This is a genomic window from Sedimentibacter sp. LTW-03, from assembly GCF_052059825.1.
Classification (GTDB): Bacteria; Bacillota; Clostridia; order Tissierellales; family Sedimentibacteraceae; genus Sedimentibacter.
In genome coordinates, this window is the sequence record NZ_CP197180.1 from 1646213 (window position 1) to 1669795 (window position 23583).

Annotated in this window: 24 protein-coding genes; 5 read left to right on the plus strand and 19 right to left on the minus strand. The window is 35.1% G+C overall.

Going from position 1 to position 23583, the window contains the following annotated elements; genetic code table 11:
- Positions 1 to 42: 42 nt before the first annotated feature.
- The gene (locus ACS3UD_RS08265; protein ID WP_308136931.1) at positions 43 to 879 is read right to left on the minus strand and encodes a class I SAM-dependent methyltransferase; all 837 of its coding nucleotides are present in this window, start codon (positions 877 to 879) and stop codon (positions 43 to 45) included.
- Between the two features lie 226 nt (positions 880 to 1105).
- Between ACS3UD_RS08265 and ACS3UD_RS08270 the strand changes: the two genes are divergently transcribed.
- Positions 1106 to 1594 carry a hypothetical protein gene (locus ACS3UD_RS08270; RefSeq protein WP_308136930.1) on the plus strand — a complete coding sequence of 163 codons (489 nt, stop codon included), beginning with the start codon at positions 1106 to 1108 and terminating at the stop codon, positions 1592 to 1594.
- A gap of 95 nt (positions 1595 to 1689) precedes the next feature.
- Here ACS3UD_RS08270 and ACS3UD_RS08275 read toward each other — a convergent pair whose 3' ends face one another.
- The 3 genes from ACS3UD_RS08275 to polA are packed head-to-tail and all read right to left on the minus strand — an operon-like array spanning position 1690 to position 5632.
- The gene (locus ACS3UD_RS08275; protein WP_308136929.1) at positions 1690 to 2301 is read right to left on the minus strand and encodes a hypothetical protein; all 612 of its coding nucleotides are present in this window, start codon (positions 2299 to 2301) and stop codon (positions 1690 to 1692) included.
- A gap of 3 nt (positions 2302 to 2304) precedes the next feature.
- Positions 2305 to 2934 carry a dephospho-CoA kinase gene (gene coaE / locus ACS3UD_RS08280; protein ID WP_308136928.1) on the minus strand — a complete coding sequence of 210 codons (630 nt, stop codon included), beginning with the start codon at positions 2932 to 2934 and terminating at the stop codon, positions 2305 to 2307.
- Positions 2921 to 5632 carry a DNA polymerase I gene (gene polA / locus ACS3UD_RS08285; protein ID WP_308136927.1) on the minus strand — a complete coding sequence of 904 codons (2712 nt, stop codon included), beginning with the start codon at positions 5630 to 5632 and terminating at the stop codon, positions 2921 to 2923. Before polA ends, coaE begins: the two co-directional genes overlap by 14 nt.
- Before the next feature lie 209 nt (positions 5633 to 5841).
- Between polA and ACS3UD_RS08290 the strand changes: the two genes are divergently transcribed.
- Positions 5842 to 6459, plus strand: coding sequence for a superoxide dismutase (locus tag ACS3UD_RS08290; protein WP_308136926.1), 618 nt, complete (start codon positions 5842 to 5844; stop codon positions 6457 to 6459).
- A 183-nt stretch (positions 6460 to 6642) separates the two neighbouring features.
- Here the strand turns inward: ACS3UD_RS08290 and ACS3UD_RS08295 are convergent, their stop codons facing one another.
- From ACS3UD_RS08295 to ACS3UD_RS08320, 6 genes are all read right to left on the minus strand, one after another.
- Positions 6643 to 7590, minus strand: a complete 948-nt coding sequence (locus ACS3UD_RS08295; protein ID WP_308140070.1) for a selenium metabolism-associated LysR family transcriptional regulator — start codon at positions 7588 to 7590, stop codon at positions 6643 to 6645.
- Positions 7556 to 7990 (minus strand): HutP family protein, encoded by a 435-nt coding sequence (locus ACS3UD_RS08300; RefSeq protein ID WP_308140069.1) that lies wholly within the window; start codon positions 7988 to 7990, stop codon positions 7556 to 7558. The genes ACS3UD_RS08295 and ACS3UD_RS08300 overlap by 35 nt, the downstream gene beginning before the upstream one ends.
- Before the next feature lie 48 nt (positions 7991 to 8038).
- Positions 8039 to 8653, minus strand: a complete 615-nt coding sequence (locus ACS3UD_RS08305; protein WP_308140068.1) for a cyclodeaminase/cyclohydrolase family protein — start codon at positions 8651 to 8653, stop codon at positions 8039 to 8041.
- A 1-nt stretch (position 8654) separates the two neighbouring features.
- Entirely contained in the window at positions 8655 to 9899 is a 1245-nt protein-coding gene (gene hutI, locus ACS3UD_RS08310) for an imidazolonepropionase (RefSeq protein ID WP_308140067.1), read from the minus strand.
- An 86-nt stretch (positions 9900 to 9985) separates the two neighbouring features.
- Positions 9986 to 10876 carry a glutamate formimidoyltransferase gene (gene ftcD, locus ACS3UD_RS08315; protein WP_308140066.1) on the minus strand — a complete coding sequence of 297 codons (891 nt, stop codon included), beginning with the start codon at positions 10874 to 10876 and terminating at the stop codon, positions 9986 to 9988.
- Positions 10877 to 10898: 22 nt separating this feature from the next.
- The gene (locus ACS3UD_RS08320; protein WP_308140100.1) at positions 10899 to 12920 is read right to left on the minus strand and encodes a urocanate hydratase; all 2022 of its coding nucleotides are present in this window, start codon (positions 12918 to 12920) and stop codon (positions 10899 to 10901) included.
- Between the two features lie 264 nt (positions 12921 to 13184).
- Between ACS3UD_RS08320 and ACS3UD_RS08325 the strand changes: the two genes are divergently transcribed.
- On the plus strand, positions 13185 to 14858 hold the full coding sequence (locus ACS3UD_RS08325) for a BTAD domain-containing putative transcriptional regulator (RefSeq protein ID WP_308140065.1): 1674 nt from the start codon (positions 13185 to 13187) through the stop codon (positions 14856 to 14858).
- Positions 14859 to 14899: 41 nt separating this feature from the next.
- Here the strand turns inward: ACS3UD_RS08325 and ACS3UD_RS08330 are convergent, their stop codons facing one another.
- The 6 genes from ACS3UD_RS08330 to ACS3UD_RS08355 form a co-directional block, all read right to left on the minus strand.
- Entirely contained in the window at positions 14900 to 15598 is a 699-nt protein-coding gene (locus tag ACS3UD_RS08330; RefSeq protein WP_308140064.1) for an ABC transporter permease, read from the minus strand.
- Positions 15595 to 16278 (minus strand): fluoroquinolone export ABC transporter permease subunit, encoded by a 684-nt coding sequence (locus ACS3UD_RS08335; RefSeq protein WP_308140063.1) that lies wholly within the window; start codon positions 16276 to 16278, stop codon positions 15595 to 15597. The genes ACS3UD_RS08330 and ACS3UD_RS08335 overlap by 4 nt, the downstream gene beginning before the upstream one ends.
- On the minus strand, positions 16275 to 17120 hold the full coding sequence (locus ACS3UD_RS08340) for an ABC transporter ATP-binding protein (protein WP_308140062.1): 846 nt from the start codon (positions 17118 to 17120) through the stop codon (positions 16275 to 16277). Before ACS3UD_RS08340 ends, ACS3UD_RS08335 begins: the two co-directional genes overlap by 4 nt.
- On the minus strand, positions 17113 to 17715 hold the full coding sequence (locus ACS3UD_RS08345) for a TetR/AcrR family transcriptional regulator (protein WP_440977753.1): 603 nt from the start codon (positions 17713 to 17715) through the stop codon (positions 17113 to 17115). The genes ACS3UD_RS08340 and ACS3UD_RS08345 overlap by 8 nt, the downstream gene beginning before the upstream one ends.
- A 215-nt stretch (positions 17716 to 17930) precedes the next feature.
- Complete coding sequence (locus tag ACS3UD_RS08350; protein ID WP_308140060.1) at positions 17931 to 18518, minus strand: hypothetical protein; 588 nt, start codon at positions 18516 to 18518, stop codon at positions 17931 to 17933.
- A gap of 121 nt (positions 18519 to 18639) precedes the next feature.
- On the minus strand, positions 18640 to 19215 hold the full coding sequence (locus ACS3UD_RS08355) for a TVP38/TMEM64 family protein (protein ID WP_308140059.1): 576 nt from the start codon (positions 19213 to 19215) through the stop codon (positions 18640 to 18642).
- Positions 19216 to 19352: 137 nt separating this feature from the next.
- On the opposite strand from ACS3UD_RS08355, the gene ACS3UD_RS08360 reads away from it, so the two are divergent.
- Positions 19353 to 19853 (plus strand): 2'-5' RNA ligase family protein, encoded by a 501-nt coding sequence (locus tag ACS3UD_RS08360; protein ID WP_308140058.1) that lies wholly within the window; start codon positions 19353 to 19355, stop codon positions 19851 to 19853.
- Between the two features lie 49 nt (positions 19854 to 19902).
- On the opposite strand, the gene glmM is transcribed toward ACS3UD_RS08360, so the two are convergent.
- The 3 genes from glmM to ACS3UD_RS08375 form a co-directional block, all read right to left on the minus strand.
- A complete protein-coding gene (gene glmM, locus ACS3UD_RS08365; protein ID WP_308140057.1) occupies positions 19903 to 21249 on the minus strand; it encodes a phosphoglucosamine mutase in 1347 nt (448 codons plus the stop codon).
- Between the two features lie 136 nt (positions 21250 to 21385).
- On the minus strand, positions 21386 to 22324 hold the full coding sequence (locus tag ACS3UD_RS08370; protein WP_308140056.1) for a homoserine O-succinyltransferase: 939 nt from the start codon (positions 22322 to 22324) through the stop codon (positions 21386 to 21388).
- Positions 22325 to 22500: 176 nt separating this feature from the next.
- Positions 22501 to 22977 carry a hypothetical protein gene (locus ACS3UD_RS08375; protein ID WP_308140055.1) on the minus strand — a complete coding sequence of 159 codons (477 nt, stop codon included), beginning with the start codon at positions 22975 to 22977 and terminating at the stop codon, positions 22501 to 22503.
- A 163-nt stretch (positions 22978 to 23140) separates the two neighbouring features.
- On the opposite strand from ACS3UD_RS08375, the gene ACS3UD_RS08380 reads away from it, so the two are divergent.
- On the plus strand, positions 23141 to 23530 hold the full coding sequence (locus ACS3UD_RS08380) for a helix-turn-helix domain-containing protein (RefSeq protein ID WP_308140054.1): 390 nt from the start codon (positions 23141 to 23143) through the stop codon (positions 23528 to 23530).
- The last annotated feature ends 53 nt before the right edge of the window (positions 23531 to 23583 follow it).

A 23583-nucleotide genomic window follows, 5' to 3' on the forward strand; every position in this document is an offset into this window, starting at 1 on the left:
AGAAAATAATAATCTCATACTCTAATGAGATTCTCTTATGAATTACTTTCTTAAAACGCAGACCACCATTTTTACCAAAAATTCCTTTAAACCTGGAAGTTTTGCAGGATATTTAAATATGTTCCTCAAGGGCTCTTCCGAATAATACTCGATATTAAATTTGCTGTTTTGCAATATATTATCGGCTCTTTTTATGGTCATTTTATTTATGTAAGAAAAATATTCAGTTCCATCGGATTTTTTGCTGATTCTGAATTCAATTCTGTCTCTGCCATCAGGCAAATCCTTTACCAGCTCTTTGTACGTTTCTATAAGTGTTTTTTCACTGAAGAAAACATGCACCCACGGCATTCCTATCGCATCACTTAAATGCGCACCATATGGATGATTGTACGGCGGAAAATTCAAATACAGCCTACCGTTCTTTTTTAATATTCTGTAGCATTCATCAAGGACCTTCTCAGGTTCATCCACATGCTCCATGGCATCATTCATTATTATGGTATCAAACGTCTCATCCTCAAAAGGAGTTTTAGACGCATCAGCACTTACAAATTGGAACTTATCTTCCATGCCGTATTTCTTTGCCAGTCCCTCAGCTTCCTCTTTATATTTTCCCAGTATTTCAACTCCTACTATTTTCTTTACTCCCCTTGATGCGTAATACACAGTCTTGCCCCCTGCACCGCAGCCTATATCAAGGACAACTTTATCCTTAAACATTTCATCAACACTTGTGTGTTTCAAGTAAAATTTAATTGTATCAATGCCTTTTTCATATTGCCATTCAGCATATGTTTTTTTGCCCTCATTGTTAAGGTTGAAGGGATGTACAGGCAGCTTAAACATTTTATTTACTGTCATACATAATTTCTTCATATTTTAACCTTCTTCATCAGTTTTTTATTCTTTTGCAATTATATCATTTAGATTTATCAAATTCAATCATTTGTTGCATGTTTATTGCGGTAAATGCATTCTCTCGTAGATTTTACGCTAAATTGAATTATTCAGCTTCTGTCAATTTTTGTTGAATTATTTACTAATTTAATATAAAATATCAATACGGCAAAGTGAACAGAATATTATTAAGGGAGTTGTTAATTTGAAAAAAATCCTTATTACAGTGCTAATACTTACATTTGCTCTCACCACGGTAATATTTGCAGCACCGGGTGACACAAATGATCCAATTGTTGTATTGAGCTATCTGAACGATCGTCTGGAAGATCTGATAGAAAAATACAGGCTTGAGGATATTGATGAAATAAAAGAACAGGTTGAAGCATTAAGTGAAGGTTCTGGATCTACGGAAACAGGTGGATCTTCAACATTAGAAATCGTAGAAATCAATGAAGGTGAAAAGCTTATAGCAGGAGCAGGTTCGGAAATCATTTTAAGAGGCGGTGAAGCAACCGTTATTGGAAGCGAACTTGGCGGAATAACAAATGTAACTCTGGGCAAGGATTTTGTATCAGGTATGGACCTTGTGCCAAATAATCTTTTTATAATCCCAAGAGATGATGGAAGAGGTGCCTATACGGACAGCTATGCAATATTTATGGTTCGCGGTACATATGAAGTAATTAAATAAACAAAACAACAACCCCCACCAAGTACGGTGGGGGTTCTGTCCAACGGAGATGTTCCATATGGACATCCCGGCGGAATATTCCGCCGGGATGGATTTTATTTTGTCAATTCTTCTATCATTCTTACAAATTCATCATCTGCCTGGTAGCCTATAAGTTTCTGCTTATTATTTTTTTTACTGAATTCTGAATAATACTTTTCTTTTACATATACAACCTTGCTTTCTATATCATAGTACAAATCAAAATTGTATACATCATTGCCTCCAAACAGGCTTTTTTCCCCGACCGAAAAATCTGCATCTATCCAGTAATAGCCATCATCTGTCAGCGGAAGATCTTCTGTTCCTGATGTTTGATTTAATTTAAGCAGACTTTCAAACAGCATCCTTACTCTTTCTGTTTTCTCTGAATCATCCGAAATGGTTCCGTCAAAGCTGTCAAGCTTCTTTATGCCTTCATGTTGGTTTGCATATCTTATTCCTTCATTTGAATATACGGTTATATCCACATCCGAAACATGGTTTACCGTACCTGTTATTTTAGCTGTACCAGAGTCGAGAGCCTCATCAATCACAGTCATATAATCATTCTTCCTGAATAGGAACGATACAAGGACCACAATCGCTGCAAGCACCAATACCAGCAGCAGAATGCGCCCGTAATTAATCTTCCTTCTTCTTGCGTACATACTTCGCCTTCTTGCCATAACTCACCTACTTAATCCTTTTATTTTAAAAAGCTCAGTAATTTTTCCTTCAAGCTCCTCAATTGTACCATCATTGATTATGACTTCATCAACCATAGATACCTTATCATCTATAGGTATTTGTTTATTTATTATATTTAATACATCCTCAGGATTTTTATTTTCTTTTATTGCTCTTTGTTTCAATCGAGCCGCCTGTGTTTCCGAATTTACATATATGAGCCATACTTCGTCGTATTTCAAGCCATATCCCTTCTTTGTTCTGATACTTTCCAAAATCAGAGGAATATCAAGAAAAACTACTTCATCTTCTGAAGCTTCAACGCCCTTTGCAAGCATATCAATGACATATTCATGCACAATTGAATTTAACATAGTTAGTTTTTTTTCATCATTAAATACTATTCTACCCAGAGCCTGCCTGTTTATAGCATTATGCTCATCTAATATTTTGCTACCGAATACTTCGGTTACCTTATAATAAAGAGCTCTTCCTCTATTATAGCCCTCATGAACAATTTTATCGGAATCCAGAACCAAAAAACCGAATTTTTTAATTATATTTACGGCAGTTGATTTTCCTGTTCCAATTCCACCTGTTATGACAATCACTTTTTTATTATTTTGCTTCATACCAGCTTCTTCCCACATTTACATCAGATTTAAGACTTACCTTGAATGTTTCAACTACATTTTCCATTTCTTCTTTAAGTATTTTTTTCACTTCTTCCAGCTCTGAATCATATGCTTCGATAATGAGTTCGTCATGCACCTGCAATATAAGCCTGGATTTCATTTTGTTTTTCTTTAATCTCTTGTACACTCCTACCATGGCACACTTGATTATATCTGCAGCGGTTCCCTGAACAGGTGTGTTAAGTGCAATTCTTTCCCCAAACGATCGTATATTGAAGTTTCTTGATGCCAGTTCCGGTATACTTCTTCTCCTGCCGAAATATGTTGTTACATATCCGTCGGCTTTGCCCTGTTCCACTATATGCTTCATATACATGTCGATACTTCCGAAATACTTGAGATAGTTGTCAATGTACTGCTTTGCTTCTTTTCTTGGAATGCTTAAATCCCTGCTCAGACCGTAATCACTTATACCGTAGACTATGCCAAAGTTTACCGCCTTAGCCCTGCTTCTCATTTCGGAGGTTACATCTTCCATACTAACATGGAAAACCTGGGACGCGGTCTTTGTGTGTATGTCCTCATTGTTTGCGAATGCATCAATAAGATTTTTTTCATCTGCCAGATGGGCAAGCACCCTCAACTCTATCTGCGAATAATCCGCATCGCAAAGGACATATCCGTCTTCTGCCACAAAAGCTTTCCTAAGCTCCCTGCCCTCCTGAGTCCTTGTAGGTATATTCTGAAGGTTTGGCTCTGTGCTGGAAATTCTGCCTGTAGCCGTAATTGTCTGGTTAAATGACGAATGCACCCTTCCGGTTTCACTGCTAACAACATTTTTCAGTCCCTCCACATATGTTGAATTAAGTTTAACCATGGATCTGTATTCCAATATTAGATTAATAATTTCATGCTCCGATTTCAACCTATCGAGTACCTCTGCATCTGTGGATATTCCCGTCTTAGTTTTCTTTATTACAGGCAGGCCCAGCTTTTCAAACAATATAACTGAAAGCTGCTTAGGTGAATTAATATTAAATTTCTCTCCTGCCATCTCGTAAATTTCTTTCTCTAGAAAACTTATTTTTTCCTGAAAGTGAGCACCCAGACTGTCCATTACATCCATGTCTACCTTAAACCCGACAAACTCCATATATGCCAACACTTCAATCAAAGGAAGCTCAATAATATTATAAAGATCTAACATTTCCAAACTCTTGATTTCTTCTATAATGTACTTTTCTGCTCCCTGCACAGTCTTCAGATAATTGCATATATAATTTTTCCTTTCTTCCAAATCAAGTTCACCAAATGATAGTCTTTTTTTACCTGTGCCAAGAATATCATTCTCAGAGGGTATTTCATCATTTAAGTATTCATATGCAATTTTATCTATGGAATAAGAACTTTCCGACGGATCGAGAAGATATTTTCCTATTTCAGAATCAAATGATATGCTGTTAAGCTCAATATTTTTCTTCATCAGGTATATAACTTCATTTTTAATGCTGTGGCCGCTTATCTGGATATCATCCCGCTCAAAAACATCTCTTAAGGCTTCTATAACTGTTGTTTCATCTGCCTTATACAAATCTATGTAGTATATATCTCTTCCATCTGATATTCCAACAGCAATGGCTTTTCCGTAAAGAGCTCTGTCAGAGTCCATAAGAAACTTTAAGACAAGTTTTCCGCTTTTTGCAATATTTTCTGCGACATCCTTAACATCTTCCGGCTTATCAATATAAATAACAGAGACTTTTTTTACTTGCATTTCATCGGACTTTTTAAATTCTGAGTCAAACATTGACATCTGAGCTTTCTTTTGCGTATTTTCCGCTGAGATTCTTTTTTTTAAGGTTCTGAACTCAAGCTCGTCATACATATCTAACAGCTTCTGTGAATCTGCTTCCTGAATTTTATATTCATCCAAATTAAAATCCACAGGTATGTCTATTATAATTCTCGCAAGAGTCTGGCTCATATATGCCTGCATCTTGTCAGTTTCAAGTTTTTCTTTAAGCTTGCCCTTAATGTTTTCTATATTTTCATACACGCCGTCGAGGCTTCCGTATTCACGTATAAGCTTCAACGCAGTTTTTTCTCCCACACCGCCGACACCTGGTATATTATCGGATGAGTCTCCCATCAATGCCTTTAAATCAATAAACTGCTCAGGCGTTATACCGTATGTGTCCTCCATTGACTGCAAGCTCATTTCCTCTGTATTTGTAACTCCCTTTTTTGTCAAAATTACCTTTGTATTTTCATCAATAAGCTGCAAGTAGTCCTTGTCACTGGTAACAAGGTATACTTCAGCCCCTTGCTTTTCAGCGGCGCCAGCAAATGTTCCGGCAACATCATCCGCCTCAAATCCTTCAATTTCAACACATTTTATGTTATGTATATCAAGAACGTCTCTAATAAGCTGGAATTGCTCAACTAATTCGTTAGGTGCTTTTGCCCTGTTCGCCTTGTAGTCCTTGTACTGATCATGTCTGAAGGACGGTTTTTTAGGATCGAAAGCAACACATATGTATTCAGGAGAATATGTATCTAAAAGCTTATACAACATGCTTAAAAAACCATATACCGCATTTGTATATTGCCCTTTTTTTGTTTTAAGAGGCGGCATAGCATAAAATGCTCTAAAAAGCAGACTATTGCCGTCCAGTATCATAATTTTGTTTTTCATGACATCTCCTATATGTTTTTTATTTTAACATTTAATCTTTTCAATGACACAAGAAGCGAATTGCAAATTAACTGCAAAAACCTCTCAAACAATGAAAATTGAAAATGTATTATTTAAATTATAACAACTAATATTCAATGGGTAAAGGAATATTTTCATTTATCATATCCTGCAATTGCTCACATATAAATAGTATGGAGGTAAAGTATATGAATTATATAAATGCAAAGCACTATAATTTTTCTAACGTTAAATTCTTCTCACCAATGCAGTTAAGTCAGCATTATGTTTTATATACAAGATACGTAGACAGCTTAAACAAGGTTATGGAAAGTCTCAGCAGTGATAAAACATATTCAACATGCAGTCCCAATTACAGTCAAGTAAGGTCAGATCAGAAAGCAAAAACTTTTTGCTATGATGCAGTCATGCTCCATGAATTATACTTTGAGAATCTCACAGGTCGCAACACGAGAATGTACGGACAAATTGAATCTCTTATCAATAAAATCTTCGGATCATACGAAAATTTCATTGATAAATTCAAGTGTATCGGATTATCCATGCACGGATGGGTTTTGCTGTGCTACGACCGGTTTAGAGATGAATATTGTATTTACGGCCAGGATTCCCATGATGAAGGTGTTATCCTCTGCTCCGAACCTCTTATCGTAATGGATGTATATGAGCATGCATACATGATGGATTATGGAATAAATAGATCGGAATATATTGATGCGTTCATTGCCAACTTGGATTACAGCATTGTAAATAAAAGATTAAGCAGCTTAATTTTTGAAAAACCCAGTAACCGTCTTAATGCGTAAACATATAATATCGTAAACAATACTTTAAGGAGGTTAATTATGGGATTTTGCGGAAATAATGTTTGCGGAGAAAGCGGAACAAATTTACTATTTTTCTTCTTATTGTTAGTAATTTTATTCAGCTGGTGCGAAAGCGACTGCTAATGTCAAAAACAGGTCTGGAATCCAGACCTGTTTCATATTTTATTGACACATGTGCTTATTAATCATAAATTCCTTAAATTTGTTTTCTATCTTGGAAAAATATCTATCCTGCTCATAGATATAGTAAAGTTTTCTTTTGAGCTTTACGTCGCCCAGATTCAAAATAAACATTTTTCCTTCTTTAACTTCGTTTTCAACGGTTTTTTTAGGTAGAATGGCTATACCCAGATTTTCAGCAAGAAATTTTTTTATCATTTCATTGTCCTCGGTCTGAATTACCACATTCAGCTCACTAAGCTTAATATGATTTTTTCTTAAAAATTTTTCAAAAACCTGCAAAGTTGCAGAACCGTTTTCTCTTAATATAAATTTCTGGTTTACAATATCCTTGACATTTAACTTATCTCCGTTAAATTCATCCTTTTTTTCGGAAGGAGCCACAATCACTATCTCATCTTCAGCAATGCATATGTTTTTAATCTTTCTTGATTTCGGAGGTGTTCCAGTAAAACCAAAGCTTGTAAAGCCTTCCTCTATATTCTTAAATACCTTGCTGGAGTCTACTTTCATAATAGAATAAGTAACTTCCGGATACATTTTGCTGAATTCTACTATTAAATCATGTATGTAGTACTCAGCCGGCATTGAACTTGTATATATCTCCAGTTTTCCGCTAAGCTTGTTATCATCTCTTCTCAGCTGTGAATATATTTTGTTCTCCTCGTTCAGCACATTTTTAGCAAACTTATACAAAATATAGCCGTCTTCCGTAGGAATTATTTCTCTTCCATTTTTCTTAAACAATTCGGCCCCAAAATCCTTTTCAAGCAATTGAAGCTGCTTCGACACAGCAGGCTGAGTTACAAACAATTTTTCAGCAGCCTTTGATATGTTTTTCAGATTAATAACTTCGATAAATGTTCTTAAATAAGCTGTATTCATTTCTACCTCACTATATCGGCTGTATTCCCATACCGATTGCTTCATGCTCAAATCCTCGCCTTGGTGAACCTATATGTCCGTAAAGAACAACAGAAATCCAATTCCCGCTGGTAGGTTCGTCCTCCGCAAGAAGTCCACGTACAATTACAAATGTCAGTCCAGCACTTCTTAATACCTCTCCGAGCATTACCTGACCTCTGCAAAATCCGCTCAGAGCCTCTATAATCGCATGATACAAAGCATGCTCCTCATGATAGTTTTCCCTTATCAAGTCTTCGCGAGTAGCCGCGGTCTCTATTGCTGCAACTATTTTTTTCGCGTCCATGGAGCCTGCCTGCCCTTTGTATATTATGTAGTTTTTATTTTCATAATATGATTTTAACTCTTCTGTGTCGTCACCTAAAGCGAGAAGCAGTGCAATTTTTCCTATTCCTTTTTTCTCCATACAGTAACCCCACTCAAAGATAATAAAAGCAACCGTCTACATTATACATTAAAACGGAGAATATTCCAATATTTTTTTCTCATAATTTAAAACCTTTGCTTCAAGCAAATCAGATTTCTCTTTATATCTAACAGCAAATTCCTCGTCACTTATAGAGCTAAGATTTACTCTTACGTTAAGCAGAGCAGATAATACAGCTGTCCTTGTGAGCATAGCAGCTACAAGAGCATCCGTTACTGCATTTGAATTTCCTCTCAGCACAACCGCTTCCGCCAGATGCATAATTTCATATGATGTATGTGCAACCTCAAGTGGAATAGCTGCAGCAAGCTTTGACCCTTCTTCTATTGCCAGCTTTCTGGTTTCCTTCTCTTCCTGCGTTTCCTTCGGAAGCCTGTAAGCATCCATTACCATGTTGTATGCATTGCTGTCCTTTTCAATATAGTCCATGAGCTTGTTTTTAAGTTGAGAAGCTTCTTCTTTTATTTCAAGCATTTCTTTTTCATGCTCAGCATATTTTTTCTTTCCTATTGTAAGATTAGCAACCATTTCCGAAAGAGCAGCACTAAGCATTCCGCATACGGCAGCAACGCTTCCACCTCCGGGAACGGGCTCATTTGATGAAACAACATTCGCAAATTGTTCCAGTGTCATATTTTTCATTCTAGTTCTCCTTTACGATCTTCCCGTTTTTTATTACTGTTTCAACTATGTTTACCCCTGCATGATACGGAAGAAAATGTATAGAAGGGTATTCAAGAATTATTATATCCGCTTTCTTTCCAACTTCTATGCTCCCTGTCACATGGCCTCTTCCCACTGCAGAGGCAGCATTTACTGTTAGAGCGGTTATTATTTCTTCAACAGACATCTTCATATGAATCGCAGCCAATGCTATAATAAGCGGTATAGAATTTGTAAAACAGCTTCCAGGATTAAAATCTGTAGCCAAAGCTACGGCGCAGCCGGAATCTATCATGTCTCTTGCTCTTGCATACTCCTCATTAAGGCAGAAAGCAGTCGCCGGAAGCAGCGTTGCAACGGTATCTGACTGGGAAAGCATTTTTATGCCCTCATCTGATGCCTGCAACAAATGGTCCGCAGAAGTGCATCCAAGCTCTACCGCAAGTTCTGTCCCGCCAAGTTGAAATATTTCATCAGCATGGATTTTTAAATTAAGTCCGCTTTTTTTAGCTTCTGATAAAAACCTTTTTGACTGTTCAATGTCGAACACATTTTTTTCACAGAAAATATCCGCAAATTCAGCAAGATTATTTTCTGCAACATACTGCATAACTTCAATCATGAAATCTATGAATTCATCTTCTTTGCCTTTGTATTCAGGCAGTACACTGTGTGGCCCCAAAAAAGTAGATACAATATCCACAGGATGCATTTCATTAAGTTTCTTTACGGCCTCAAGCTGCCTCATTTCCGTATCTCTGTCAAGTCCGTATCCGCTTTTTCCTTCAACTGTTGTTACACCCATGGCCATTATTTTATCCAGCCTCTTCATTCCTAATTCAACAAATTCATCAAGAGATGTGTTTCTCGTTGCTCTGACCGTGCTTGTAATTCCGCCCCCGCGTTCCATGATTGACATATAGGTGTCCCCTCTCAGCCTCCATGAAAATTCATCAGCTCTATATCCGCCAAACACCAGATGGGTATGAGAATCTATAAATCCCGGCAGCACCGCTTTGCCTGATGCATCTATTACTTTGTACTCATCTTGCATGTATTTATCTATAATGTCCTCTGTTGTACCAACATCAATAATTAGACCATCTTTAACGACCACGCATCCGTTTTTAATCATTCCTATTTCAGACATATCTTTGCCGTGTTTTGGCCCTTCCCCTTTGCATGTAACCAACTCTGAAGCATTTTTAATTATTAATTTACTCATTCAATCACTTCCTTTTCATACTTAGTATTATGTCATAGCCAAATGAATCTGTCCCACAAAGAACAGATTCATCGGCTCAAATTAATCTACAGCCTTGTTTCAAGCACCTGGTCAAAACTAAATCCTTCCAAACGCAGATAGTAATCCGCTGTATCAACAAGTGCCTGCATTGGAACCAATCCTACAATTTCACTTCCTACAATACTTACTCCGTAACGTTGTGCCTCCATTTTAATAGTTTCAAACACTCTGTAAATTGACGTCTTTGTGTAGTCCGTCAGATTCATGGACACCTGCACGATTCCCCTGTCCTCAAGCTCTATGCCCAAAGCCTTTACGTATCTGAATCCTCCGTTTATATGTCTCACCTGTTTTGCAATTTTTGTAGCAATGTCCAGATTATTTGTTGAAAGATTAACATTGTACGCAACTAGTGGCATTCTAGCTCCTATAGCAGTAACACCGGCAGTTGGATGTATGGTTCCCGGACCGAAATCAGGCTTCCACATATCATCCTTCATTTTTTCCTTCATACCCTCAAACTGGCCTTTTCTTATACTTGCCAAATTTTCTCTGTGAGGTGCTGTTGCTGATTTTTCATAAAGAAAGAAGGGAAGTCCGTAAAGCTTTGACGCTTCCTTTGCAACATCTTTCGCAAGTGCGTCAGCTTCCTCTACAGTAGCGTTTTTCACAGGAATAAACGGTATTACATCAACTGCTCCCATTCGAGGATGCTGTCCATCATGTTTTGTAAGGTCAATAAGTTCAACTGCTTTCCCTATTGCTTCTACTACTGCTGATTTAAGCGCATCCGGCTCGCCAACAATTGTTACCACTGTCCTGTTATGATCCTCATCGCTTGAATAATCCAAAAGCTTAACATCTTGCTTCCCTCTAAAAGCATCAAGTATTTTTTCAAGTTTTTTTAAATCTCTGCCTTCGCTAAAATTAGGAACGCATTCTATAATTTTATTCATATGTCCTCCGAATGTCCTCCGACTATTTGCTATAGTTCTTAACAGTTTCTTCGATTAATTTATCATTTGCAAGGTAAGGAATTGTTATATGATCCTGTCCCGCGAATTTATTGTTATATTCCATTGATGTTTCTATTGAATGATCGTTTCTTGCCCAATTTCTTCTGGACACTCCTACCATAGTATCCCATGGTATGGACTTTTTAAGGATATCATCAACTCTTTTGCTTCCGTCCAGAACCATTCCAAATCCTCCGTTTATGGATTTGCTTATTCCTACACCGCCGCCGTTGTGCAGAGCAACAAGACTCATTCCTCTGGCCGCATTTCCTGCAAAGCAGTGAACAGCCATGTCTGCCGTAACATTGCTTCCGTCATAAATATTCGACGTCTCTCTGTAAGGAGAATCCGTACCTCCTGTATCGTGGTGATCTCTTCCAAGCATAACAGGACCTATCTCACCATTTCTCACCATTTCATTGAATTTTAATGCTATATCTCTTCTTCCCAGAGCATCCTGGTATAAAATCCTGGCCTGTGTTCCGACTACCAACTTATTTTTCTCAGCATCACGAATCCATATATAATTATCCCTGTCCTGCCCTCTTCTATCAGGGTTTATCACAGACATGGCCGCATGATCTGTTTTCCTGAGATCCTCAGGTTTACCGCTTAAGCATACCCATCTGAAGGGGCCGTATCCATAGTCAAACAACATCGGACCCATTATATCCTCAACATAAGATGGGAATATAAATCCTTCACTTGTATCAACACCGTTTTTTGATATTTCCTTTATTCCAGAGTCAAATACCGCTTTCATGAAAGCATTGCCATAGTCAAAGAAATAAGTTCCTCTGTCAACAAGAGTTTTAACTGCTCTGAAATGTTCTGCCAAAGATTTATCAACAAGCTGGGCAAATTTATCCCGGTCTCTGTTTAGCAGCTCAGTTCTTTCTTCAAATGTCAGTCCTTTAGGACAGTATCCTCCGTCATATGGAACGTGACAAGAAGTCTGATCAGACAGTAAATCAACATGTATATTGTTATCAACTGCATATTCAAGCAAATCAACTATATTTCCGTGATAGGCTATTGATATGGTTTGCTTTTTATCTATATATTCCTGCGCAGTTTTAAAAGCTTCCTCCAAGCTTTCCGTTGCCTTTGAAACCCACCCCTGATTTATCCTCGTTTCAATTCTGGAATAATCAACTTCCGCAATTATTCCCACTCCGTTTGCTATCTCAATTGCTTTAGGTTGAGCACCGCTCATTCCTCCAAGACCGGACGTTATGAACAAATGTCCTGCCAAATCCTTGTCATCAGGGATTCCAAGCTCTTTTCTTCCTGCATTTATCAAGGTGTTAAATGTACCGTGAACAATTCCCTGAGGTCCTATGTACATCCATCCTCCTGCGGTCATCTGTCCATAGCTGGAACATCCCATTGCAGTCGCCTTCGCCCAATCATGCGGGTTATCAAACATCCCTATCATCAATCCGTTGGACAAAATAACACGAGGGCTTGTTTTATGAGATTTAAAAAGTCCCAGTGGATGGCCGGACAAAATAGCAAGTGTCTGTTCATCTGTCAGCTGCTCCAGATATTTTTTTATAAGCCTGTACTGCATCCAATTTTGGCACACCTGTCCGGTTTCACCGTAGGTTACAAGCTCATAGGGATATAATGCTACATCATGGTTTAAATTGTTGTCAATCATAACCTGAAATGCTTTTCCTTCTATGCAGTTTCCTTTATATTCATCGATAGGTTTCCCGTAAATTCTTTCCTTAGGCATGAACCTGTAGCCGTAAATTCTTCCCATGGTCATTAATTCTTCAAGAAACTCCGGTGCTAATTCTTCATGCAGACTTTCAGGAACATACCTTAAGGCATTCTTTAATGCAAGTTTGATTTCCCTTTGATTGAGTGTAAGCTCTCTTTTTGGAGCCCTTCTCACTCCATCTTTAAAAACGGGATATTCCGGCAGAATATCATCTAATTTAATAGTCATAGCTTTTGAAATGTCTGAATTATTAATCATAAAACACCTCCATTTATTTACTGATTATATTATATATTATTAACGTCGATAATTCGTCTAAACTTAAGATTACTTAAAGCTTTTATTTCTATAATGTAAATAAGCTAATAAGATAAACTTATTACTTACCCTCTCCCCCTTGTTTTTTTATAAATATATTATTAGGCCTTACGTGCGATGTAGGGTCTAATTTTTTATGTTTTAATTGAAAAACCACCAATAATAATGTATCATTAAACTAACAGAATTCGAGGTGTTAACATGGATATTATTTCGGTAAAACTTCTGGGAACTCCGTCAGTAAAACTTAATAATAAATATGTAAGTTTCCCATACAAAAAATCGGAAGCATTATTTTACTATATCCTCATAAATAAAAAAATATCCAGAGAAGAAGCAATCAACATATTTTGGGCAGACTCAGGAGAGGAAACGGGAAGAAAAAATTTAAGAGATGCTCTGTACAAAATAAAGACAAGCACAATTGAAAGCATCTTTTCCAATTCAAAATCATTTATAGAATTTTCAAACAATCTGATTATTGAATCTGATGTGGGCAAAATTAACGAAACAAACGCAGTTAATCTGTATACAGGCGATTTTTTATTAAATTTTTCCGTGAAAAACTGCTATGATTTTGAAAATTGGATGCATGATAAAAGAAACCACTACAGAAATATATACGTTAAATCCGTATACAGTAAAATGAACGAGCTAATAAGCATAAGCGATTTTAGCAGCATTGAGAAGTACGGGAATATTCTCATAAAAAACGACCCTTACAATGAAAAAACCTATCGTTATTTAATGAAGACACACGCGCTTTCCGAGGATTATAACAAAGCCATAAAACTTTATTATGAACTGTCTGACGTATTGAAAAAAGATTTGGATGTTGAACCGGAACTTAAAACAAAGAAACTTTTCAAAGAAATTTTAGATCTAAAAAATACCATTAATTCGAACTATGAAAACAATTATATTAATTTAAAAAGTAAAGTTGAAAATTTAACCGATTACTACACCATGTACCATGAGACCTATCCTTCTTTGTCATCTGAAACAATAGAAGCTTCAGATACTTCAAATATAAGTGACATTGAATCAGAACTAAAAAATATTGAAAAAGATTTAGACACCATAGATGATTTAGATACTGAATACATAAAAATAAAAATGAAAGCTTCTTACCTTGCAGGAAGATACTATATTTCCATAGGTGAATATGAAAAAGGAATTAAAAACATACAAATAAGCATTAGGCTGGCAAATAAACTTGATAATTTAATATATTTGTTAAGTAATTACAAGCAAATGATTTTCTATGCAATACAAACCGGCAATAATGATACCATGAATGATTATATTAACAAATGCTTATATCTTTTGGAGAAAAGAGACATTATAGATGAAAGGGGCATAATTCTAAGACTGCAGGGACTTTATTTTATTAAGACAGGTAACTTCAAAGAAGCGGACAGAGTATTGAATGAATCTATTAGCATTTTTTCAAGCCTGAATAAATTCAGCGGCAAGTACAGTGTTAACATTTCCGCATGCTACAATTATCTGGGGCAAATGAACCGAGATATGGAAAATTATGAAAACGCCTATGGTTATTTTATGAAAGCGATAGATATATGCATTGAAAACTCAGTTATCAAGGGTTTGGAAATTTTTTATTCAAACGCCGGGCAAGCGCTGTACAACTTAGGAAGATTCAAGGAAGCTGAAGAATTAATAAATAAATCCATTGAATATTTTGATAAATTTAATGTTATTTGGGGAAGAGACTTTGCAGAATACTATAAAGCGCTGTTGGAAATAAAAAAAGGGAATTATACAGAAGCTAAATTTCATTCAAAAAAAGCATACAACCTTGCAAAAAAACTTGATAATCCCAGATCTTTGTACCTAATTAAAAAACTTATGTGACAGTCGAATATAACTACTGTCACATACTTATTATTACAAAATCAATAAATTTTTTTTATGAATCTTTTAATAAATAATAATATCCATATAGTCGACACTCCAATGCATAAAAAAAAGTAAAGCAATGAATTTTCCATAAAAAATTTGGCAATCCATAATGAGGGTAAAAAGAAAAATAAATACTGGAACTTCTCTGCAATTAAAAATGCTGCCGGAATTCCTAATATTATAATTCCCGATAACTTCATTACTGCCATACCCTCCACCTTATTTGCAGCAATTGATATTACCATCATTGACATTATAAGCCCAAGCATTGATGTTAATATTGATATTCCAATTACACGCCCAAGAGCAGGTTCTGTCAGAGAAAATATTATCATGACAATAATTGTTATAAAAAATGAGGCTGCCAGAGGAAATCCTAATTTTGAAATTAAATATCCGCTTTTTCCGAGAGGCGTAACTGCCATATGCCTTGTTATTCCTTCATCAACATCTCCAAGAATTACCATGGCAGAAACGTATGAAATCATCATAGGAGTCAGTACTGCCAAAAGTAAATCAAATAAAAGATAATATGGTTTAAGCATTGCCACCGACGGTATGCCAAATTTAAACAATACTCCGCATAGAAAAGGAGATAGGCAAACTATAAAAAGCATGGCATCCTTAGTAATCTGTATTAAATACTGCTTAAATGAAATAAACAATTTTCCACAATTTCCACCGGAGTTCATAGCTTTATACCTCCAAGACTCTGAAACATTTTAATTACATTAAAACGTGCCACTTTATATAAAACCAAAAACCACATGATCAATACTGGGAAAATAAACAAAATATAATTACCGCTGCCACTGATCATACTTATTACCATGCAACCTGGATGCAAAAGCATAAGTTTATTGTCATATCCAAACACATATAGAAGCGGCGGAATAAAAATTATAATTTCAACCGGAACAACTGCCGTTACAAACTGATTCAAGCTGTTTATATTAATTGCAATAATCAATCCGACAAGAGTAAACAACACAGAACCAGCAAATACTCCCATTAATACAATTAGTATATTTTGAACATCTGCCGATAAGGCTATCGAAGCACCCGAAATTACAGATATCACACCCAGCGATACAACCTTTGAAATTATATAATCATCTGCCTTTACAGGTGAAACAGCTATAGTGCTGAGCACTCTCTCACTTTTTTCCAACAAAACTATTGCCCCCATAAAAAATAGTCCCATTGCAGAAGGATCAGAAAATATTAAAACGGCTGCAGTTTTTTCTCTCCATTCTAAAGGCAGAAAAAATAATACTGAAATATACATTAAGGTAAACACAACATAAACAAAGTAAAATCCATACTTATACTGAAACCTAATATCACCGTAAATAAGATTTATGAGCCTCATTGCAACACACTCCCTGTAACTTCCGCAAATATATCATCCAACGTAGGTTCGCTGCTGTGTATCGATACAATTCTATTTGATTTTATCAGATCATAAAGCATCGTATCTTCTGATGTTTTGTTAAGCAGGCATTCTCGAGTTTCTTCTTTGCCATCCATGAAGGTATATTTTATTTTTGCAGCACCCTTGGACATAATTAAATTATGCGGTGAATCCAATGCTTTTATACTTCCATTAACTATAAAAGCCACTCTGTCGCATAATTCCGTAGCATCAACCATATTGTGTGTTGTTAGGATTATGGTCCTGCCTTTTTCTTTTTCCTTGAGAATTATGTTTTTCATAATTCTGCTGTTATTTGGATCCAACCCATTAGTGGGCTCATCCAAAAATAAAATATCCGGATTGTGAAGCAATGCTTTTATGAAGTTCAGCCTTGACTTCATGCCCTTTGAATATTCTGAAACTTTTTTGCCTCCATCGTTTTGTAATCCAACCATTTTTAATGATTCATCAATATCTCTGAGTTCTTTGGAATACAATGACCCGAAAAATTTTAAATTTTCTTTTCCAGTCAACTTCTCATAAAGTGAGGGGAATTCAAAATCAACACCGATATTTTCATAAAAATCATTTTTATAGCTTTTGCATTCTGTTTCGTTTACAATTGCATTTCCATTATAACTTCTGATTAGCCCCGTCAGTATCTTTTGCAAAGTGCTTTTGCCTGCTCCGGAAGGCCCCAGAAAACCGAATATCTCTCCCTTTTGAACACTGAAGTTCATGTGCTCTATAAAAGGTTTATGGTTATAGCTGAATGATAAATCAACAACTTCAATCATTTTGTTCCTCCGTCAATTGAATAGCAATTCCTCTTATCATAAGCTTCAATGATGGATCAAATACATCTTCGCCTATTTCCCTTTTATGCAGCATGGACATAAAAATACCGCGCAATGCTCCGCTAAAATATTTAATGTCTACATTATTTCTATGTGGAATTATTCCCAAAATATTTTCAATTATTAAATCATCATGAGCAAGATGTTCCTCCACAATATCAAGAGGCAGTTTTCTCATCAATAATTCTAATTCTCCGTTTGTAAGAATTTTTAACAGAAATGTATTTTCAACTTTTTTATAAAAGCTGAATAAAAATTCAGCTAATACTTCACTGTCAATATTGCCGCTTAAAGCTTGTAATCCATGTATTACACAGTTTTGTATATCATCATGTACATCATTAATCACGTCGAACAGCAGCAACTCCTTTGAATCATAAAACAAATAAAATGTTCCTTTAGGTATATTTACTCTTTTAACCAGCTCATCAACTGTTGTTTTTTTAATACCATATCGATTTAAGCACTCTTTCGCTTCTTCTTTCAGCCTAGTTTTAATATACTCTCTTTCTTGTTCAGTAAAAGGCTTTGGCATATTTTTCTCTCCTCGTTTGTACTGTTTGACTATATTTATTTTTTTAGTCATTATAGCTCATAACAATCTTTTTGTCAATCACTTATTCTTAACTTATATATTGCACACAGCATAATGTTTTATAATAAATTTGGAAGTATTTATGATGCTACCTCCAGTCTTGTTTCAAATAGTTTAAAAAATATATTCTTATAATCTAAAAATCAATATGCGGTTTATATCTCCGCATATTGATATATTGGCAAAAGTTCATCTCCGTTATATACTTTTCTCGACCAATCCGCATTTTTAAGATTTCCGCTAAATACGGTTCTGCCCTTTATATTTAGAAAATCTTGAGGCCTCACAAGATTTCTCGATTTACTAAAATCAACTATATTGCTTTTATTTAGAATATAATATACAAATTCCGAACATAAAAATCTGTTATCATTACGTGATTCTCTGTTAAGAAAGCAATTAATAAGTCCCATATAGTTATATTTGTATAAATTGCTGTTTAAAATAAATTCATTTATTAAATTCTCCGCTTTTAAATACTGCTCATATGTTATCTCAATTTCCATTACTAAACCGCAGAGATTATTGTGTATGCCGTACACTCCTTTATTCAAATCCTCCTTGACGAAACGTCCTAAAAAAGGGTTGTATGTATATTTTCTGCCGAAGCTGTACATTTTGCTCAAATTTTTATCCAGAGAAATTGAGGCATGCGTATATTCATCCCCTGTTACAACTCCGATTAATCTTGACAAAATTGTATTTGTTCTTGTTAGAACAATATAAATTTTTTTGTTTTCCATAATTAGCTCCTTATTTCTGCTATGCCTCCAATTATGGAACAATAATTTTAATTTACTATAAAATAAAGATTAATGAATTATTAAAATTTAATTGTAATATCATAAGATAATATTGAATTTATTAATTACCTCTGTGGTGCTCTTCGTATTTCTGAAACGCTTTTTTACTAATTAAATTAAATACAAGAATTAATAATATGTACAGTATAGATTTTACCGGGTTTTCAAAAAATGAACTGACATTTTCACCTATAAAGGACAAGGATAAAACCATCACGAATTTTGAAGGAAGCATAGTGATTAAAAACCGCTGAGTATCCATGTTAGCGAGAGCAGCAGCACCACTTATCAAAAATGAAGGTGTAAAAGGAAAACAATACAAAAAGAACAAAACCGTCATATCTTTCTTTTTTATCTTATCAAGAGTTCCTCTGTATCTGCTATTTTTTATCCTAACCTCAAGTCTGTTTCCCCCTATTTTCCTGATTACTAAAAATAAAAGAAAAGTTCCGATGCAATTCCCCAGCCATGAGTAAAGATAGCCGAAGAAAAATCCAAAGGCAGCAACATTTATTATTACAAATCCAACCAGCGGCAATACAGGAATAAATGCCTCTATTATAGGCAGCAATATACCTGCCAGCGGTCCGATTTTTTCAACATAGTCAAACAAAATATAAAATTTTTCATAATCCATGATTTCTTTTCAATTCCTTACTTCATAATTTATATATAATATACCCTGTTTTTTGGTTCTGATTTATTATAATACAGACTTGAATAATTTGAAATATAAAATATAATATAAAAAGAACAACTCAGAAAGGATAATTCATGAAATATTTTATAGGTATACCTATTCCAAAAGATTACAAACATAAAATTGAAATGCTGCGAGCAGAATTTAGTTTTTTTTCTACGGAACCACATATAACTATTGTTCCGCCACCATCGCTTCCTGATAATGACTCTTTCATAAAAAACACAGTTGAAGTGTGCAGGAAAACAGAAAAATTTCATATTAAGCTGGGCTCCTTAGAACAGTTTGGACGCAGGGTGTTATATGTAAGCGTTGATTCACCGGAACTTATATCCTTATATAATGATCTCTTCCAGTCATTAGGGCTTAAAAAAGAAGCAAGAGACTACACGCCTCATCTCACTGTCATAAAAGAAAGGCCGAAAAAAAAGATTGATATTGATATTGCACGAAAGCGAGCAGAAGTTAAACTGCCTGAATTTTCCGAGTACATTTTAAATTCTGTTACAATATATCGCCAGCCAAGAGAGCGATTCATTTATGTACCTTACATGCAGATCCCTATAGGGAGATAATAAAAAAAGACATAACAACGATTCGTTTGTTCTGTCTTTTTTATCATTCTTAATTAAGTCTTTCTTCTATTAACACCGCAAGCTCATTTGCGTATTTGTCAAGCTCCTCCTGCCTCTCTCCTTCTATCATGACTCTTACAAGAGGCTCTGTTCCAGAAGGTCTTATGAGCACCCTTCCATTGCCGTGAAAATGTCGTTCAATTTCTTCTATTTTACTTTTTATTATATCATCATCAGTATATGACTTTTTCTTTTCTTCTGATACACGTGCGTTTACTAATACCTGAGGCATTACCTCCATTACAGATGCAAGTTCGGAGAGTTTCATATTCTTTTTCTTCATTACGCTCAAAAGCTGAATTGCAGTGAGAAGTCCGTCTCCAGTAGTATTATGATCAAGAAAGATTATATGCCCAGACTGCTCTCCTCCTATTGAGTGTCCTCCTTTAATCATCTCTTCCAGAACATATCTGTCCCCAACTTTTGTTTTTATAATATTTATATCTTTTTCCTTAAGACATATATCCAGCCCCATGTTCGTCATTACGGTTCCGATTATGGTATTGCTTTTAAGCTTTCCTGATTCTTTCATATTAGAACCGCAAATTGCCAGTATATGATCTCCGTCCACAATACTTCCGTTTTCATCCGCAGCTATCAGTCTGTCTGCGTCTCCGTCAAAAGACAGTCCCACGTCCGCTCCAGTCTCTAAAACAAGCTTTTGAACCTCTTCCGGCTTAGTAGAACCACATTCTACATTTATATTGATTCCGTTAGGGTCATTGTGAATTACATATACCTGCGCTCCAAGTTCTCTCAACAGCTCTGGTGCAGCCTTGTAAACTGCCCCGTTGCCACAGTCAACAGCAACTTTTATCCCTGTAAGGTCAGTATCAATAGTTTGTTTTAAAAAATCCGTATATTTTCTTAAGGGATTTTCAACTCGAATTATTCTTCCTACCTCTCCCGCAACAGGCAAAAATTCTATGTCTAAATTGTTAAGTATGTATTCTTCAATGGAATTTTCTATTTCATCAGTAAGTTTTAAGCCATGTTCGTTAAAAAATTTTATTCCGTTATATTCAACAGGATTGTGAGAAGCAGTAACCATAACTCCACCGTCTGCTTCCAAAACTTTTATCATGCGGGCTACCGCTGGTGTCGGCAATATACCCAGGTATAACACATCCACTCCGGCAGAATTTAAGCCTGAGGACAAGGCTGCCACGAGCATATCACCTGAAATTCTTGTATCTGTTCCCACAACCATCTTTGGCCTCTTTTTACCCTGTGTTAAAAAAAAGCCTCCTATTCGCCCAAGTTTGTAAGCCAGTTCAGGTGACAAATCTTTATTTGCAATACCCCTTACTCCGTCAGTACCAAATAATTTACCCATATTTCCTCCAAAATCACAATTTATAGCTGCCTCAAAGCAGCACATAATATTTTATCACATTTTAGTTCAAAAAAAAAGATACCATTAAATATAATGGTATGCTATTCTTCATTATATACAACATTCTAACAATAAACTAATGGTACCAATCAGTTCTTTTTTTCCCGACTTCCCTTATATCGTATGGAGTCTCTTGGTATATTATATTTATCCAATTTTTAAACAACAAATTTGCATGACTTCTCCATTTGACAAACGGCTTGCGGGACGGATCATTTTCAGGATAATAGTTCATTGGAATATTTATGTACTTTCCAAGACTTATATCTCTGTCATATTCCTTTTTAAGTGTTAAAGGATCATACTCTGAATGTCCCATTACAAATATTTTACTATAATCATCTGTAACTGCAATATGTACTCCGGCATCTTTCGACTCTGCAAGTATAATTAATTCTTCAACGCTTTTTATATCTTCCGCTGTCACTTCTGTATGTCTCGAATGTGGAACATAAAATATGTCATCAAATCCGTTCAGGAGCATGCATGTTTCATGTTTCTTCTCATGTTCAAACACTCCAAAGACCTTTTTGTCAAGAACTCTTTTATTAAGTCCGTAATAATAATGAAGCGCAGCCTGCGCACTCCAGCAAATAAACATTGTGGATGTAACGTTCAAAGAAGAAAAGTCCAGTATTCTCTCAAGCTCTTTCCAATAATCCACTTCTTCGAACTCCATTAACTCAACTGGTGCTCCTGTTATAATCATAGCATCATATTTTTTATCTTTTATGTCGTCAATACTTTTATAAAAACTCTTCATGTGGCTTTCTGATGCATTTTTCGTATTATGTGTACATGTGTGAATAAATTCAACATTTATCTGTATGGGTGAATTTGATAAAAGCCTTACAAACTGTGTTTCTGTTTCAATTTTTGTAGGCATAAGATTTACCAAGGCAACTTCAAGAGGCCTTATATCCTGAGATTTTGCCCGTTCGCTGCTCATTACAAATATGTTTTCTTCGTGCATAGTGTTGTAAGCTGGAAGTGTTGAGGGTATTATTACCGGCATGTGTTTTTCCTCCTTGTGTCAATGTTTAAAATCTTGTCACATCAGATTTAATCTGCTGTAATCTGTATGTCAAACATACTTCAAAAAATTAAGTATATAAAAAATCCTCATAATGAGGATTTTATACAAAGTATATTATTTTAATTTATACTAAATAAATTATTTTGTCAAACAATTTATTTTAAACTGCTCATATATAAATCTGACAAGCTCCTATTAAAAATATCATAAGCTTCAGTTACTGCTTCATTATTCTTAAGAGAAGCAATATTTCTTTCTTCAATTAAAAGCGAAGCAAGCTCATTAAAATTATTTATTAAATCATTCTTATTATATTTATCATATGAAAACACTTTATACTCATTATTATGCCACAAATTAAAGTAATCAACTATGTAGTTGAACATATTTCTGTTTTTGGAAACAAATCTGTAGATATCAAGAAATAAATAGCTATCTCTGCATTTCACTTTGCTGAGTCCTGCAATTGTAAAAAAAGAATTTTCTTTACCGGGAACGATAATGCCTTCAATACACCCTGTCAATGCAGCAACCAAGTGAGCATTCTCCCCTGTTTTTACGAGATCATAAAAGTCTGCAACTTCCACATAATTTTCAATGTCGAATTCTACAGCAACAGTCTTGCTTTGCATATCAATTCTCCTTAATATGTAATGTAGTTTTCAAATATATAATACTCTTTACTTTGCCAGTTGTCAATATTTATATTAATAATTTACTTTTTGTAAATTTTTGTAGTTTTTTATCACGAATTACATTATAATATAATTATAATAATTAAAAGGACTGACAAAGATGAAAATAGACGAACGAATCCGCTATCTTCGCACCAAGTATAATCTTACTTCAAAAGAGCTGAGCAAAGCTCTGAACGTATCAGAATCGTCAATTTCATTGTATGAAAGCGGCAAAAGGCGACCGAGTGTCGATCTGATAGTTAAAATGGCATATTACTTTGATGTTTCTACCGATTTTATCCTAGGCATTTCTGATTCTTATGAAAAAAATAAATTAGAGGAACTCGATACCGATTATTCTGAATTATTGAATAAAATCATTTCTTCTTTGAATGGCAAAAATTGCATGATTTTCAACGGCGATCGCCTTGATAGCAAAATTGTCATAATATTCAAAAATAATTTAAATCTCGTATTAGAAAATATGAATATGATAGTCAGCAAATGATTAATTGGCTCAACCGTATCAATTTAATACATTTGAAAAATAAAATTAAAACT

What these genes read in the sequence shown, in the direction of transcription:
- ACS3UD_RS08335 (WP_308140063.1), bottom strand. Translation starts at nt 16,278, where the DNA reads ATGAGGCTCATAAATCTTATTTACGGTGATATTAGGTTTCAGTATAAG.
- ACS3UD_RS08325 (WP_308140065.1), top strand. Translation starts at nt 13,185, where the DNA reads ATGGATATTATTTCGGTAAAACTTCTGGGAACTCCGTCAGTAAAACTT.
- ACS3UD_RS08360 (WP_308140058.1), top strand. Translation starts at nt 19,353, where the DNA reads ATGAAATATTTTATAGGTATACCTATTCCAAAAGATTACAAACATAAA.
- ACS3UD_RS08295 (WP_308140070.1), bottom strand. Translation starts at nt 7,590, where the DNA reads ATGAAGCAATCGGTATGGGAATACAGCCGATATAGTGAGGTAGAAATG.
- coaE (WP_308136928.1), bottom strand. Translation starts at nt 2,934, where the DNA reads ATGAAGCAAAATAATAAAAAAGTGATTGTCATAACAGGTGGAATTGGA.
- ACS3UD_RS08350 (WP_308140060.1), bottom strand. Translation starts at nt 18,518, where the DNA reads ATGGAAAACAAAAAAATTTATATTGTTCTAACAAGAACAAATACAATT.
- hutI (WP_308140067.1), bottom strand. Translation starts at nt 9,899, where the DNA reads ATGAGTAAATTAATAATTAAAAATGCTTCAGAGTTGGTTACATGCAAA.
- ACS3UD_RS08345 (WP_440977753.1), bottom strand. Translation starts at nt 17,715, where the DNA reads ATGCCAAAGCCTTTTACTGAACAAGAAAGAGAGTATATTAAAACTAGG.
- ACS3UD_RS08290 (WP_308136926.1), top strand. Translation starts at nt 5,842, where the DNA reads ATGAATTATATAAATGCAAAGCACTATAATTTTTCTAACGTTAAATTC.
- ACS3UD_RS08380 (WP_308140054.1), top strand. Translation starts at nt 23,141, where the DNA reads ATGAAAATAGACGAACGAATCCGCTATCTTCGCACCAAGTATAATCTT.
- ACS3UD_RS08375 (WP_308140055.1), bottom strand. Translation starts at nt 22,977, where the DNA reads ATGCAAAGCAAGACTGTTGCTGTAGAATTCGACATTGAAAATTATGTG.
- ACS3UD_RS08275 (WP_308136929.1), bottom strand. Translation starts at nt 2,301, where the DNA reads ATGGCAAGAAGGCGAAGTATGTACGCAAGAAGAAGGAAGATTAATTAC.
- polA (WP_308136927.1), bottom strand. Translation starts at nt 5,632, where the DNA reads ATGAAAAACAAAATTATGATACTGGACGGCAATAGTCTGCTTTTTAGA.
- glmM (WP_308140057.1), bottom strand. Translation starts at nt 21,249, where the DNA reads ATGGGTAAATTATTTGGTACTGACGGAGTAAGGGGTATTGCAAATAAA.
- ACS3UD_RS08355 (WP_308140059.1), bottom strand. Translation starts at nt 19,215, where the DNA reads ATGGATTATGAAAAATTTTATATTTTGTTTGACTATGTTGAAAAAATC.
- ACS3UD_RS08370 (WP_308140056.1), bottom strand. Translation starts at nt 22,324, where the DNA reads ATGCCGGTAATAATACCCTCAACACTTCCAGCTTACAACACTATGCAC.
- ACS3UD_RS08330 (WP_308140064.1), bottom strand. Translation starts at nt 15,598, where the DNA reads ATGAACTCCGGTGGAAATTGTGGAAAATTGTTTATTTCATTTAAGCAG.
- ACS3UD_RS08305 (WP_308140068.1), bottom strand. Translation starts at nt 8,653, where the DNA reads ATGAAAAATATGACACTGGAACAATTTGCGAATGTTGTTTCATCAAAT.
- ACS3UD_RS08300 (WP_308140069.1), bottom strand. Translation starts at nt 7,990, where the DNA reads ATGGAGAAAAAAGGAATAGGAAAAATTGCACTGCTTCTCGCTTTAGGT.
- ACS3UD_RS08265 (WP_308136931.1), bottom strand. Translation starts at nt 879, where the DNA reads ATGAAGAAATTATGTATGACAGTAAATAAAATGTTTAAGCTGCCTGTA.
- ftcD (WP_308140066.1), bottom strand. Translation starts at nt 10,876, where the DNA reads ATGAATAAAATTATAGAATGCGTTCCTAATTTTAGCGAAGGCAGAGAT.
- ACS3UD_RS08340 (WP_308140062.1), bottom strand. Translation starts at nt 17,120, where the DNA reads ATGATTGAAGTTGTTGATTTATCATTCAGCTATAACCATAAACCTTTT.